Genomic DNA, 14142 nt, shown 5'->3' on the forward strand with positions numbered 1-14142 from the left:
TATCAAAACCTGCTTTTTGAAATTTATCTTTGAAAAAAATAAATTTTATCTCACTTCTAGTCAGATGATATTGATTGAGATTGTGCCTACAAACTAGAACTTTGTTCTACTTGATTATCAGATTCTAATTCGTTAATTTGCCGATAAAATTGTTGCAAATAATTGAGATCACAGGTAAACAAATTTTCAATTATTGTAGGAGTGACTTCATCTAAAGCCCCCAAACGTAAAATGACTCTTGATAAAATAATCACCGTGGCATACGCGGGATTAGATTTCACGCGAGGATCACGCATAGGAACGATTTCATCAATCGCCCGCGCTAACCGCATTACCCCCTTGCGGTGTAAGTTTCCTTCCCCATCCAGATATCCTTTGGGAAGCTCAAATTCAAACTCGGTTTGAATCATGTACCTGGCTTAATCCGTGTTAATTGTTCAACTGTCACCTCGACTTCTTCGATTTGATACTCATCTCCTGTGACAGTCAAATCGGAAATTTTATAGCTAACGGGCCACGCGCCTTTAAATTCAAATCGAAACTGCTCCTTAGATGCCGTATCATAGAGGACTAATGCACCATTACGCCGTTGATCTTGCCAATTCGCGCCTTCCTGTACGGAATTCAGCCAATTCCACAAGGTCATGGAGATATTTAAGCCTCGTTTCAAGGTGAGATTGGTGTAGGTGATATTACCCGGAACCTTAGTGCGAACCATTCTACCTCTAGAATTCCCGCTTTTACCCCACTTCTGCGGCGTTACCTCGCAGACTTCAACAATGTCCTGAGTTGCCTTAAAGCCCGCACATTCCTGAAACAAACCATCGACAGCGTCGTTACTCCCATCTAAGATTAACTCTAAATAAAAGCGCGATCGCGTCAGAATTTCAACTTCTGCCATTGTTCACCTCCTTTGCCTTTCATGTTATCCGGCAATGGACAAAACACTGCCCGGTGTTTTTTAAACAAACACCCAGGCAGCTTATTAAACAAACTAGATTACGAATTGAGGCAATACTCACATCACACGTCTGCCCGTACCATTTTCGTGAACCGAATCTCCATCGTATCTTTCGCCAGTTCTCCCGGCTTACTAACATCTAATTGACTGGTTTGGGTGAGGTTGCTGGGGAAGCAATCGATGAAATCGTACTGCGCCCCAATATTACCATTCATATCGTAAATAAACAGTGATGCTGTTTTTCGGTTTTTCCTCGACTCTGTAGCTCCACCGGAGAACGAGGAGGCGTGGCATTTCTTATACCAATCGGTTATTTTCTGTTGATCTCCCTCGTTACCTGCCACATATTCGAGTTTAAGAGCAGAACCATACTCGACTGCACCCGGGGTAGCTTGGGTTTGGGTTTTCCCATCTCTGCCGCAGCCGATGGCTCCGCTTCCTGCTGCCACTTTCATTTCAATCGCAGGAATCGTACATTTTTCGACGACTATCTCCATTCCATCACAATCAAAAAAGAAAGCAGCGTTTGTGTTATATTCAATATCTCCCATGGTTCAACTCCCAGATAATTCAGTTCATTAAATAGCTGATGATCAAATCCCTCAAACGTCCTACATCACGCGGGTGCAATTTTCGCACACTATTGTCCAGGTTTCTTTGAGATAATCTTTGCCGTTGACATCCAATTCGGAAAGGCTCATTTTCGAGACCCACCCTTCTTGGAAGTCCCATTGGGCGATAATTGCATCATCATGACTGTAGGCAAAGATACTTCCTGTTTTTTTGTTATCAGCCCATTTTCCTTCACCGCCATCGGAGGGAGGGAGGCAAGCTTTGAACCATTTCCACATGACTACACTAGCACTGGTGGGACTTGGACTAGAAAGGCAGACTAAATCAAAAGTAACCACTTCCTCAAAGCCCGCCGAGTTAATCTGCCGCTCGGATTTCCCACCTTTCATTGAACCCACCACGGCGGATTCACCCGCTAGTTTCGGCTTGTAATCAGGAACTTTCACACTTTGAAATGAAAGTTCACCCAAACCATCAATATCACAGGAAAAACTACTAGGGGCAAGACCTTTTAGTTCGGCAGCCATATCTTTATCTCCTTATTCTCAAGTTAATAGTTAACCTTGACTTGTTTCGATGTGTTGGCGATACATAAGTTAACACATTGACCAAACCATCAGACCATAATCAGACAGTTTAACAGTTAGAGACTTCTGTTATAGCATAATTTTTTGCTCATAACGATTACAAAATGTCAAGGTCTGTGAGGTGCTGTTAAACGTTCGATGAAATTCCGGTTTCATTCCCTTTCTATTGTATTTTTCTAAACCCTTTTTCGTTACAATTATTTACTTTACCTGAATTCAGGGCGACCCGATGTAGGGGCGGGTTTTACTACTATCTTTTCGGTTGCACCTCGATGTGACTAAACCCGCCCTGTTTCTAGAGTTGTCCATTAATGCCAGTGGGTCGCCCCTAAATGGCGTTTTAACCCCTACCTAAAGCGATTACTTAGGTAGGAGGTTGTGGTGTCACCTATTGATTCGGTGCCCACTGACTAATCCGGAAGATCACAAATTCAGCCGGACGTACTGGACAAACACCGACTTCTACATAGAGACGACCGAGCATAATTGTCTCATGGGTATTGATTTCGGCATCGCATTTGACATAGAACGATTCCGAAGGCGCAGTTCCAAACAATGCTCCTTCACGCCACAGCCGTTCTAGGAAATTATTAACCGTGCGGCGTACACGCGCCCAGAGAATTTGGTCATTTGGCTCGAACACCACCCACTGTGTCCCAATTTCAATGGATTTCTCAATGTAGCTGAGTAAGCGGCGGACACTGATATAACGCCATTGCACGTTATCCGGTTCTACCAACGTGCGAGCGCCCCAAACCTTGTAACCTCGGTTGTAATTGGCAAAGTTCCGGATACAGTTAATCCCCATCGGGTTCAACAGTTCCTGTTCCCGCATATTGGTGTCATAGGCTAAACCAGTCACACCGCGCGGTGTTTCGTTAGCGGGTGCTTTGAACACGCCGCGTGTCTCATCCGTGCGACACCAAATCCCCATCATGTGACCACAGGGGGGGACATACATGGGACGCCCACCATTGCGAGGATTCGCTACTTTAATCCAAGGATAATAAAGAGCGCCAAACATGGAACGTCGGTTAAACAGTTTTAACCAAGCCGCGACATCTTGAGGCTTCTGTTGGTCAGCCGAAACCGGGGTATCTCCTTTCGTCGGCTTGACCGGAGGTGCATCAAGAACCGCCATCCGGTAAGCTGGACCAGGGAAGGAATTCTCGCACATACTCAGCATCATTTCCATGACACCGTGAACTTGCTCCAAGTTCATCAATCCCTCTTGATACACCTTCATCAAGTCAGGACAAGCAATCATGGCGACTTCATCAATTTCAAAAATCCCCTGTGTCCCCGTGCGGTCATCCCGTTGTCCTTGTAAATCACGGGCAAAGTGTTCCGGGTCAGAAATATAGGGGGGCGGTGTAATCTCATACGCTCCCTGCATAGGTCGCCGTGACAGGGGTTGTCCGCTTTGGGAAATGTCAACCGCCTGGATAAATTCAGAACTTTCTACGGCGGTAACTACATAGTCAGCTACCTGAGTTTCCACTTCGGGATTCATCGTCAGGTGGTCATACCGTTCCAATACCTCGTCGCCCCGTGCCACAATCAGGTCAAAGAATTCACCGGTATTGTACGGAGGTTCGGCATCCTCTGGTGCGTCTTCGGGTAAGGGTTTGGGTGTGCTTTCTTGAATCACCATCCGCAGCCGAGGTTCATCTGCACCGGGTAGCGCTAAGGCTCCCCCTTCTTCTGATTCAGATTCAGCCGGTTTAAGCGTGAATTGTAAAGAGGGGCGATTTCCGGCTGTGAGAATCTTAGTCCCTGTTTGCTCGATTGGCGGCGGTTCAGAACCGGGAAGTTTTGTACCAATACTGGTCACCCAACAGCGACCCCCACCATTGAGAAACCACCCTTGAACCGCAAAGGGTAAATAGGCGTCAAAGTCCGTAAACCCATCGGAGCCTTCTTTGGCAAAGGACTGTAAGTACTGATCCCAAGTGGTAATCAGCATGGGTTTAAATAATTCGGCGTCACCGCGTATATCCTCGGTAAACCCAATAAACCCAGCGACACTCATACTAATGCCCTCTATCGGGCGACTGCCTCGGTCTACCTCTTCAACGTAGACTCCTGGTGCAAAATAATCTAATGGCATGAGTCATATTCCTCCATTTAAAATTTAAATCAGCGAACAGAAAAAAACCTGAGAGTGTCAAATTCTATAAGATCTTGACAAGAGAAGTTGTCTGTGCATATTACAGGGAACCAGCGTCCACGCCGACAAAACTGGACGTTGCGGAATCCCTAATCCATTCCGTAATGCTGCTGGCTGTAGCCAATCTCTGAGATAATATCTTTCCGTGATAGCATGTCAGAACCTGTTCGTACAGGAGTCATTCCCTTTTGTCGCAACCAGCAAGCTAACTTTAGCTATTTTATTAGACTAGGGTCGAAAATTTGCGATAAATATCTTTACGAATTATAAATTAAATTTTAAAAAATGTTTAGGTTTGCCCGTGCCGATTTGAGGAGTTTGCCCGATTGTGGGCTATGATGGTGGTTTAGCATTTTTTAGCTTAATTCAGTTTAAATCGTATTATTTGCTACATTTTCCACCAAGCATCCGGAAGAGCCCACCGTGGCGTGAAAGTGCTGTAAGGCTGGTGGGCAATGCCCACCCTACGGTATATCAAGGTTTTGGCGCTCCCAAAATGTAAATTTTCAGTACCATTCCATTTAAATTGGGTATTAGTAGCGAGCTTTCTGGCTAGCACTACAGGGATTTCGTCATTATAGACATTAAGGTTTAAATGCTGAACGGCTTATCTCATTGCTTCTACTGCCGCGATCGCTAAACGAATTCCTTGGACTAACCGTAAGCGATCCATAACGCTAACGACTCGACCATGAGGGACATTTTCATCGGCATTAATAATCACTAAGAATGGAGAATCTCCTGTTACTAATGACTCTATCCCTACTTCAAGTTGTGATAATTCAATCGGTTCTTGGTTAATAAAAATGGCTCCATTTGCCTGAATCGTGACCGTAATTATTCGGTCTTGTACCTGACTCTCTGCGGTTATCGCTGTCGGTAAATTAACAGGTAGTCCTTCAGATCGGGTTAAATAAAGCGTTGAAATGATAAAAAATGCCAAGATTGCGAATATTGCATCAATCATCGGCACAATATTAATCTGGAACGGTGTTTCTAAATCATCAAGTATACGCATAACTCAACCTTCTGCCCTCTGCCTTCTGCCTTCTGCCCTCTGCGACAAAAACGGTAGAAAAGGCTAACCTTCTCTACCGCCATAAGGGAATTATCAATCGAGTGGATTATTCAGCACCTTGAGGTAAAAGTTCCCGTTGTTCCCCAGGTTCTCCGGGAATCACTTTCACTTTGCCCTCTTCATCCACATCGACGATCGCACTGTCTCCTTCTTGCAGGCGAGTCGAAAGGATTTCTTCTGCTAATACGTCTTCTAACAAGCGCATGATTGCCCGACGTAGGGGTCTTGCGCCGTAAGATGGACTGTACCCTTCTTCCACCAACCGTTCTTTGAAGCGATCGGTGACTTCCAAGGCAATTCCCTTTTCGGTGAGACGCTTGAAGACTTCCCGCAGTAGGATATCGCAGATTTCCTTGATCTCGTCTTTGCTTAGCTGACGGAAGACAATAATCTCATCCAAACGGTTGAGGAATTCGGGACGGAAGTACTGCTTGAGTTCCTCGTTGACCAAAGAACGGATGCGGTTGTACTGGGATTCGGCTTCATTGTCACTTAACTCAAAGCCTAAACCACCGCCACCTTTTTCAATCACCTTAGACCCAATATTAGAGGTCATGATCAATAGGGTGTTCTTAAAGTCTACTGTCCGCCCTTTAGCATCGGTGAGACGCCCGTCTTCCAGGATTTGCAGCAGCATGTTAAAGACATCAGGATGGGCTTTTTCGATTTCGTCGAATAGCACCACCGTGTAGGGACGACGACGTACCGCTTCGGTTAGTTGACCGCCTTCGTTGTAGCCGACGTAGCCTGGAGGCGAACCAATCAATTTACTGACGGTATGGCGTTCCATGTACTCGGACATATCCAAGCGAATCATCGCTTCTTCTGACCCGAAGAAGTAAGCCGCCAAGGATTTGGCTAACTCAGTTTTACCCACCCCGGTAGGACCAGAGAAGACAAAACTGGCGATGGGACGGTTGGGGTTCTTTAAACCTACCCTTGCCCGTCGAATCGCCCGTGATACCGCTTTCACTGCATCTTCCTGACCGATGAGGCGCTGATGCAGTGTATCTTCCATGTGCAGCAGCTTCTCGGACTCGGATTCAGTCAGCTTGCTAACGGGTACTCCCGTCCAGGATGCGACAATATGGGCGATATCTTCCTCATCGACGACCGGCGAATCATCGGTTCCAGTTTCCGCCTTTTTATTTTGAGCGATCGCGCGAATTTCGCCTTTAATTTCCATTTCCCGATCGCGCAGTTCACCTGCCCGGTCAAAGTCTTGCGATCGCACGGCGTCGTCTTTTTCCTTAAGGACTTGTCGCAGTTCCTTATCTAATTCCTTCGCCGCTGGGGGAAGTTGGGAGTTTATTAAACGCACCCGGCTACCGGCTTCATCAATCAAGTCAATCGCTTTATCGGGTAAATAGCGATCCGAGATATAGCGATCCGACAATTTCGCCGCTGCATCCAGGGCTTCATCTAAAATTTTCAGCTTGTGATGCTGTTCATAGCGTTCGCGCAACCCGTATAAAATCTCAATCGTCTCTTCAACGGAGGGTTCACCTACCATCACGGGTTGGAAGCGCCGTTCTAATGCCGCATCCCGTTCAATATGTTTACGATACTCATCCAGGGTTGTCGCCCCGATACATTGGAGTTCGCCCCTAGCTAAAGCGGGTTTCAGGATATTTGCGGCATCAATAGCTCCTTCAGCCGCACCTGCACCAATCAGGGTATGAACCTCATCAATCACCAAAATTACATTGGCAGCTTGACGGATCTCATCCATGATTTTCTTGAGGCGTTCTTCAAACTCACCTCGATACTTCGTTCCCGCCACCAGTAGCCCGATGTCCAGGGTAACGACGCGCTTTTCTTCTAAGATATCTGGGATATCGTTATTGGCAATTCGCTGCGCCAATCCTTCTGCGATCGCGGTTTTTCCCACCCCAGGTTCCCCAATTAATACAGGGTTATTTTTGGTGCGGCGCCCCAAAATTTGGATAACGCGCTCAATTTCTTTAGCGCGTCCCACTACCGGATCAAGTTTACCTTCACCCGCCATTTGGGTCAGATTGCTACCAAATTCATCTAAGGTTGGTGTTTTCGTGCGACCCGAAGATGCGCCACTGGTGACTTCTGCCGTCTCGCCCAGCATCCGGATGACTTGAGTTCTCACCTTGGTCAGGTCTACACCCAAATTTTCCAAAACTCGTGCCGCCACCCCTTCGCCTTCCCGGATCAATCCCAGCAGTAAATGCTCAGTTCCGATATAGTTATGACCCAGTTGGCGGGCTTCTTCGAGTGATAATTCTAAGACTCGTTTTGCCCTAGGGGTAAAGGGAATTTCCACAGCGACAAAGCCGGAACCTCTACCAATGATTTTCTCAACTTCAATCCGGGCATCTTTAAGATTGACACCCATCGACTTAAGAACTTTGGCGGCGACGCCAGTTCCCTCCCCGATCAAACCCAGAAGGATTTGCTCCGTGCCGACAAAGTTGTGCCCCAGGCGACGTGCCTCTTCCTGGGCTAGCATGATCACCTTAATGGCTTTTTCTGTAAAGCGTTCAAACATGGCGTATTTCCATCACCTGTTGCGTGCCCGTGTACGCTGATTCTAGCATAGGAGACTTCTCAGGCTGTCTCCTATACAACAACCCGTCTAAATTTTTGGGAAAGATGGGGGAGATGAGGGAGATGGGGGAGATGGGGAAGATGGGGAAGATGGGGAAGATGGGGAAGATGGGGAAGATTATGTAGGGGCGGGTTTCACTACTATCTTTTTGGTTACACCCAGATGTAAATAAACCCGCCCCGACTGTACGAATGACAAATGACAAATGACAAATGACAAATGACAAATGACGAATGACAAATGACAAATGACAAATGACAAATGACTAAACCCGTTATTTTGTGTGTTGATGATGAAAAATCTGTTCTTAAAAGTCTCAAGACTCAACTCAAAGAAGCCTTTGGCGATGCTTATACTTATGAACTGGCAGAAGCGGCTGATGAAGCGTTAGAATTAATAGATGAACTTGTGGAAGAAAATGTTAGTATTATTCTGATTGTGTCGGATTGGTTAATGCCGGGAATGAAAGGGGATGAGTTTCTGGTTCAGGTGCATCATAAATTCCCCCATATCATTAAAATTCTGCTGACAGGTCAAGCGGATGAGGAGGCGATTGAACGCGCAAAACAGGAAGCCAAGCTGCATCACTGCTTATACAAACCCTGGTCAGAAGCAGAATTAGTGGAAGCCATTAAATTAGGATTATCTCAACTATAACGTACTAATTGGAAAATTACCCACTCAATCCGATGATTTCAACCCCATCCAAAATCCTTGTGACTTCGGCGTAACCCTACGGGCAATCTACTATGACTAAACCGGTAATTATTTGTGTCGATGATGAGAAAACAGTACTCAGAAGTCTAAAAGTCGAGCTTAAGGAAGCGATTGGCAAGAATTACCTGATCGAAATTGCCGAAGCGGGAGAAGAGGCATTAGAGTTAGTTGAAGAACTCTTAGGCGATGACTATGAGATTCTTTTGGTTATCTCTGACCATATCATGCCAGGGATGAAAGGGGATGAACTCTTAAAGCGTGTTCATGAGTTGTCACCGAAAACGCTAAAAATTATGCTCACCGGGCAAGCGGATATTGAAGCCGTAGGCAATGCGATTAAGTATGCCAAACTCTATCGTTATATCGCTAAGCCATGGCAGGCGTCAGACTTAAGTTTGACGGTAAAAGAAGCCGTTAATAGTTATCTGCAAGAAAAAAAGTTGGATGAACAAAACGCCCAACTTAAATGTTTAAATCAAGATCTAAAACAATCTGTTCAATTACTCAGTGCTAGTGAGTTAAAATTCCGGGCTATTTTCAATCAGACTTTTCAGTTTACGGGAATGCTGAGTGTTGACGGAATTGTCCTAGAAGTCAACCAAACTGCCCTGAATTTTGGTGAATTGCATTTAGAGGATGTGGCAGGAAAACCGTTTTGGGACTGTTACTGGTGGACTATTTCCAGGGAAACCCAAGCTCAGTTACAATCCGCCATTGCTCAAGCGGCTAGCGGTAAGTTTATCCGTTATGAAGTGGATATCTTAGGCGCACAACAACGCATTGCAACAATTGATTTTTCGATTAAACCAATTATTAATGACAATGGCAGTATTGAGTTTTTGATTATCGAAGGTCGAGATATTAGCGATGTCTACAATGAGTTGCGTTTACGGAAAGAAGCTGAAGCTGCACTGGTGAAAGCAGAACAAAAGTATCGCTCTATCTTTGAAAACGCCCAAGAAGGAATCTTTCAGATTGCGCTGGATGGTAGTTATCTGAGTGCTAACCCCGCTTTAGCGCACATCTACGGCTACGATTCCCCGGAAGAATTGCTGACAATCATTAACAGTATTCACTATCAACTCTACGTTGACCCCCGTCGGCGTCCGGAATTCATGACACGGATGCAGCAGCATGGTGTTGTGTGCGAGTTTGAGTCGATGATCTGTCGCAAAGATGGCACAATTATCTGGATTAGTGAGAACGCCCGTACTGTATATGATGCGTCGGGAACTCCACTTTATTATCAGGGGTTTGTAGAAGATATTACGTCTCGCAAACAAGCGGAGGCGGAGCGAATCAAGTTCACGAATGAACTGTTCCAACTGAATAAATCCTTCTCCCGTTTTGTTCCCAGTCAATTCTTACAGATTTTAAATAAACAAAGTGTGGTTGATGTCAAATTAGGCGATCAAGTTCAGCAGGAAATGTCTGTTCTTTTTTCTGATATTCGGGATTTCACCACTCTCTCGGAACGAATGACTCCCCAGGAGAATTTCAAATTTATTAACGCCTTTTTAAAGCGGATGGAGCCAGCGATTATTGAACATAAAGGCTTTATCGATAAATATATGGGCGATGCGATTATGGCACTCTTTAGCGGGATTGCTGATGATGCGCTTCAAGCCGGAATTGCCATGGTTCAGCAATTGTATGAGTATAATCTATGTCGTCTGCAATCAGGGTATACTCCTATCAGAATTGGCATTGGCATTAATACTGGCTCATTGATGCTGGGTACAGTTGGGGGAAAACACCGAATAGATAGTACGGTGATTAGTGATGATGTGAATTTAGCGGCTCGTTTGGAGGGACTAACGAAACAGTATAAGGTGTCGTTATTAATTTCGGGACAGACGTTAACTCGTTTACATAATCCAACCGAGTATAGTCTCCGGTTTGTGGAGCAGGTTAAAGTTAAGGGGAAGTCAAAAGCGGTAGCGGTGTTTGAAGTGTTTGATGGAGATTCGCTAAAGATTAAGGAGGGCAAGTTAGCGACGATCTCCATATTTGAGGAAGGGTTGTTTCTCTACGCCAAGCAAGCCTTTGGTCAAGCAAAACAGCGGTTTGAAGAGGTGTTGAGGATTAATCCCCAAGATACGATCGCCCAAATTTATCTTAACCGTTCCCTGGCGCAACTCCAGGAAAACGGATTTTTTTTGACGATGAGGGATGAGGGATGAAGTTGGGAAGCTGGGGAAGAAAGATGGGGGAGATGGGAGAAAAATTAAATTAGAGTTTATCCTTTGCCGTTTGGAGTTGTAAAGGAAGTTGAATTTTGTTTGATTACTTATAATAGAGAATTGTTCCCGTTTAACCCAACCATCTCTATAGCGTTGGTTGGGTAATAGCAAGCGATGTTCCAGACGAATCAGTCTACGTCTCGACTAGCGGTTCAAAACACAAGCAGAGGATAACCTGACCCTATAGAAAGGGCGACCCGATCCCATTAAGTGGATTGGTATTGTTCATTGATGCAAGCGGGTCGCCCCTACAGGTTGTTCATTTATGTGCAGACGTGCCATATTAGTCTGAAACTCTTGCTGACTTTGGGATACAAGTTTATTGTTTCTGGGTTATTGCCAATTCTATATTACAGATGGCAAGATTAATTTAATCTATATTGCTCCCATCTAACCAAACCGTCTCTATAGCGTCGATTGTTGTAACAGGCGGTCTGATTAATTTGTATGACAGGCTACATTATCTTTCAGAGGCAAAATGCGCGATCGCAAGCCGTTTCGGTCTACTGCATGTAAGAATAGTCTGATAAGCTATCTAGGAAGCTGACCTAGAGTCAGTCCTAAGTCCTAAAGTTTTCACGGCTCAAAAATCGGTTTGGCATTGAGAGACACCATGGAATGGCACGGAACAGATGCTCAAAGTTTGGCAATTATCGATCGCGAAATTGGCGCTCATACCTTTTCACCCGCCGAATACGAAATTGTGCGTCGGGTGATTTATGCAACAGCCGACTTTGAGTATCAAAAGCTGATTCGCTTTTCCGAACGTGCGTTACAAGCAGGCGCGGCGGCGCTAGCGGCTCGGACTACGATTGTGGTAGATGTGCCAATGGTACAGGTGGGAATTACGCCTCACATTCAAGAAACCTTTGCCAATCCCGTCTATTGCAGCATGGAAGCCATCACCCGCCCCCAAAAAGAAAAGACGAAAGCAGCTTGGGGAATTCAAACCCTAGCCAGACGCTACCCAGAGGGTATTTTTGTGGTGGGTCAAGCGCAAACAGCGCTAACGGCGTTGGTAGAACTGATTGAAGCCGAAGAAATCCGCCCCGCCTTAGTCATTGGTACACCTTCGGGATTTGTTGAGGTGGATGTTGCCAAATCCCGACTTGAAGATTCCTTGGTGCCTCATATTCGTATCGAAGGGCGTAAAGGTTCATCGGTTGTAGGGGCGGCTATTGTGAATGGACTGGTAGACTTAGCATGGCAGGCATACGGGCAGGATAGTACCAGTGTAAATTGAATCCTTCGAGGGTATGGGTTGTAGGGGCGGGTTTAGGGAATAACGTTTCACTATTGATGATAACGTTTGTACAAAACCCGCCCTGACTAATACTTCCCCCGCTTCCCCTGCTTCCCCTGCTTCCCCATCTCCCCATTCCCTCAACGCCGACGACGCCGAGTCTTGACCACACGATTCACGGGATAATCGTCCTCCTCAGCTTGAGTTAACTGGCGACTAACCTGATCAAACACAGTGCGCTGTACGTAAGGATAGTCACTTACCCAGATATTCAAGCGAGGAATATAAATATCACTGTTGTTGGCAATACGGGATAAATCCGGCTGATTCGACATCACCACCATCTGGGCAATTTGACCGGGAACAATGCCTTTGTAAGTGCGGCGCAGAGGGACTTGTAGCAGTGTGCTAAATCCGCTCTTGTCACCGACTTCTAAATTCAGGCGTCGCTCCCGATTTTCCACAATCACCAACTCGCCCCGATTGTTGACATTTTCTTCAGTACCAATCAATTCTTCGGTGACAAAGACATCCAAGACTCGACCTTGCCAGAAGCCACTATACTTATAGCGACGTACCTCAAGATTACGCCGACTTGCCCAATAGACAGGACTCCAAAACCAGTACAACCCGGTGATAATACCTAAAAGAAAGCGTAAGGGATCAAACCCTTCACCTAAAAAGAGTCCTAAGAGCAATACGACGACAACAGCGACAACCGAAATCAGCAGTCGCTTTAAAAAGTCTGGGAATTTTCCCCAGTAGTAAGCATACTGGGAACTTGTGGCAATCACAGGAATGAGTTGCTCAAAGGTCTGGCGGGTAAGTGGTACTAGCATGGGTTTTAGTCATTAGTCATTAGTCATTAGTCATTAGTCATTGGTCATTGGTCATTGGTCATTGGTCATTGGTCATTGGTTATTGGTTATTGGTTATTGGTCATTGGTCATTGGTTATTGGTCATTGGTCATTGGTTATTGGTCATTGAGTACTTAGAAAACACAAAAGACAAAGGACAAAGGACGAATGACATTACAATATTTTATCCAATCCGTAGAAGAGAGATTTGAGCTGAGTCACTTTGCGAATGGCAAGCAAGACGCCTGGCATATAACAAGAGCGATCGCTAGTATCATGACGTAGGGTGTAGATTTGACCAGTAGCACCAAAGATGACTTCTTGGTGAGCGATTAAACCGGGTAAGCGAACACTGTGAATGCGAATGTTGTCATTGGCGACACTCCCCCTAGCCCCCGCCAGTTTTTCGGTTTCTTCGACCTTAGCGGGATTATAGGTTTTGCCCAATCCGGCTAATTGTTGAGCGGTTTGAATCGCTGTACCGCTTGGGGCGTCGGCTTTTTGATTGTGGTGGAGTTCGATAATTTCAACGTGGTCAAAATATTGGGAGGCTTGGATGGCGGCTTGTTGCAATAAGACCATGCCAATAGAAAAATTGGGAATAATTAAGGCACCTGTGCTGGCTTTTTCGGCAAATTCGCCTAAGTCTTTGATTTGATCACTGGTGAGTCCCGTTGTACCGACAACCGGACGAACTCCATAGGCGATCGCGGTGCGAACATTCTCATAGACGCTGTCAGGGTGGGTAAAATCCACCATCACCCCTTGCACTTTCTCCTGAGTCGCCATGACTAGCGTGGCTTGCAGGTCATTCAGAATCGGAATTTCCAATGCACCACAACCTGCGACTTCCCCAACATCTTGACCCATATAGTTCGGGTTATGATCAACGGCACCAATCAAGGTCATATCTTCGGCTTGACTGACTGCCTTAATCACTTCACGACCCATTTTACCCGCTGCACCGTTGACAACCACGGGGATGGGAGATGAATTTGCCATGGTTTTGCTTTATCCTTGAGACTCGTCAAGGGAATTTTAGCTTCTTTTGGCGATAGGCGGCGTTGTAGAACAAAATAGTATCAAAATGTGTTAACCGTGTTATAAAAACTATTACGGTATCATTATAGT

The 14142-nt window shown here is 45.6% G+C and carries 13 protein-coding genes; 3 read left to right on the top strand and 10 right to left on the bottom strand.

All coding sequences use genetic code 11. From position 1 onward, the window contains the following. Nucleotides 1-86: 86 nt before the first annotated feature. From RIG27_RS25820 to RIG27_RS25855, 8 genes are all read right to left on the bottom strand, one after another. Nucleotides 87-410, bottom strand: a complete 324-nt coding sequence (locus RIG27_RS25820) for a hypothetical protein (RefSeq protein ID WP_446349975.1) — start codon at nt 408-410, stop codon at nt 87-89. Beyond that, nucleotides 407-901: a phage tail protein gene (locus RIG27_RS25825; protein WP_446349977.1), complete on the bottom strand. Its 495-nt coding sequence runs from the start codon at nt 899-901 to the stop codon at nt 407-409. The genes RIG27_RS25820 and RIG27_RS25825 overlap by 4 nt, the downstream gene beginning before the upstream one ends. 122 nt (nt 902-1023) lie before the next feature. Continuing rightward, the gene (locus tag RIG27_RS25830) at nt 1024-1512 is read right to left on the bottom strand and encodes a phage tail protein (protein WP_446349979.1); all 489 of its coding nucleotides are present in this window, start codon (nt 1510-1512) and stop codon (nt 1024-1026) included. A 60-nt stretch (nt 1513-1572) separates the two neighbouring features. After that, a complete protein-coding gene (locus RIG27_RS25835; RefSeq protein ID WP_446349981.1) occupies nt 1573-2061 on the bottom strand; it encodes a phage tail protein in 489 nt (162 codons plus the stop codon). A gap of 448 nt (nt 2062-2509) precedes the next feature. After that, nucleotides 2510-4231, bottom strand: a complete 1722-nt coding sequence (locus tag RIG27_RS25840; protein WP_446349983.1) for a phage tail sheath family protein — start codon at nt 4229-4231, stop codon at nt 2510-2512. 667 nt (nt 4232-4898) lie between these two features. After that, a complete protein-coding gene (locus tag RIG27_RS25845) occupies nt 4899-5309 on the bottom strand; it encodes an ExbD/TolR family protein (RefSeq protein ID WP_446348128.1) in 411 nt (136 codons plus the stop codon). 106 nt (nt 5310-5415) lie between these two features. Then, entirely contained in the window at nt 5416-7890 is a 2475-nt protein-coding gene (locus tag RIG27_RS25850; RefSeq protein ID WP_446348130.1) for an ATP-dependent Clp protease ATP-binding subunit, read from the bottom strand. A gap of 177 nt (nt 7891-8067) precedes the next feature. Continuing rightward, complete coding sequence (locus tag RIG27_RS25855; RefSeq protein ID WP_446349986.1) at nt 8068-8211, bottom strand: hypothetical protein; 144 nt, start codon at nt 8209-8211, stop codon at nt 8068-8070. Between RIG27_RS25855 and RIG27_RS25860 the strand changes: the two genes are divergently transcribed. From RIG27_RS25860 to RIG27_RS25870, 3 genes are all read left to right on the top strand, one after another. Continuing rightward, complete coding sequence (locus RIG27_RS25860; protein WP_446343940.1) at nt 8212-8607, top strand: response regulator; 396 nt, start codon at nt 8212-8214, stop codon at nt 8605-8607. Between the two features lie 92 nt (nt 8608-8699). Further along, entirely contained in the window at nt 8700-10850 is a 2151-nt protein-coding gene (locus tag RIG27_RS25865; RefSeq protein WP_446349988.1) for a PAS domain S-box protein, read from the top strand. 673 nt (nt 10851-11523) lie between these two features. Next, nucleotides 11524-12153 carry a precorrin-8X methylmutase gene (locus RIG27_RS25870; protein WP_446340277.1) on the top strand — a complete coding sequence of 210 codons (630 nt, stop codon included), beginning with the start codon at nt 11524-11526 and terminating at the stop codon, nt 12151-12153. A 140-nt stretch (nt 12154-12293) separates the two neighbouring features. Here RIG27_RS25870 and RIG27_RS25875 read toward each other — a convergent pair whose 3' ends face one another. Both RIG27_RS25875 and dapB read right to left on the bottom strand, forming a co-directional pair. Continuing rightward, nucleotides 12294-12992 carry a phosphate ABC transporter permease gene (locus RIG27_RS25875; RefSeq protein ID WP_446340276.1) on the bottom strand — a complete coding sequence of 233 codons (699 nt, stop codon included), beginning with the start codon at nt 12990-12992 and terminating at the stop codon, nt 12294-12296. Between the two features lie 193 nt (nt 12993-13185). Further along, entirely contained in the window at nt 13186-14013 is an 828-nt protein-coding gene (gene dapB, locus RIG27_RS25880) for a 4-hydroxy-tetrahydrodipicolinate reductase (RefSeq protein ID WP_446349990.1), read from the bottom strand. Between the last annotated feature and the right edge of the window lie 129 nt (nt 14014-14142).

The sequence above is a fragment of the Coleofasciculus sp. F4-SAH-05 genome, assembly GCF_040222985.1.
GTDB classification, from domain to species: Bacteria; Cyanobacteriota; Cyanobacteriia; order Cyanobacteriales; family Coleofasciculaceae; genus Coleofasciculus; species Coleofasciculus chthonoplastes.

Bases quoted from the DNA above. Each gene is read 5' to 3' on its own strand.
- RIG27_RS25830 (WP_446349979.1), bottom strand. From the start codon at position 1,512: ATGGGAGATATTGAATATAACACAAACGCTGCTTTCTTTTTTGATTGT.
- RIG27_RS25835 (WP_446349981.1), bottom strand. From the start codon at position 2,061: ATGGCTGCCGAACTAAAAGGTCTTGCCCCTAGTAGTTTTTCCTGTGAT.
- RIG27_RS25860 (WP_446343940.1), top strand. From the start codon at position 8,212: ATGACTAAACCCGTTATTTTGTGTGTTGATGATGAAAAATCTGTTCTT.
- RIG27_RS25850 (WP_446348130.1), bottom strand. From the start codon at position 7,890: ATGTTTGAACGCTTTACAGAAAAAGCCATTAAGGTGATCATGCTAGCC.
- RIG27_RS25875 (WP_446340276.1), bottom strand. From the start codon at position 12,992: ATGCTAGTACCACTTACCCGCCAGACCTTTGAGCAACTCATTCCTGTG.
- RIG27_RS25840 (WP_446349983.1), bottom strand. From the start codon at position 4,231: ATGCCATTAGATTATTTTGCACCAGGAGTCTACGTTGAAGAGGTAGAC.
- dapB (WP_446349990.1), bottom strand. From the start codon at position 14,013: ATGGCAAATTCATCTCCCATCCCCGTGGTTGTCAACGGTGCAGCGGGT.
- RIG27_RS25820 (WP_446349975.1), bottom strand. From the start codon at position 410: ATGATTCAAACCGAGTTTGAATTTGAGCTTCCCAAAGGATATCTGGAT.
- RIG27_RS25865 (WP_446349988.1), top strand. From the start codon at position 8,700: ATGACTAAACCGGTAATTATTTGTGTCGATGATGAGAAAACAGTACTC.
- RIG27_RS25825 (WP_446349977.1), bottom strand. From the start codon at position 901: ATGGCAGAAGTTGAAATTCTGACGCGATCGCGCTTTTATTTAGAGTTA.
- RIG27_RS25870 (WP_446340277.1), top strand. From the start codon at position 11,524: ATGGAATGGCACGGAACAGATGCTCAAAGTTTGGCAATTATCGATCGC.
- RIG27_RS25845 (WP_446348128.1), bottom strand. From the start codon at position 5,309: ATGCGTATACTTGATGATTTAGAAACACCGTTCCAGATTAATATTGTG.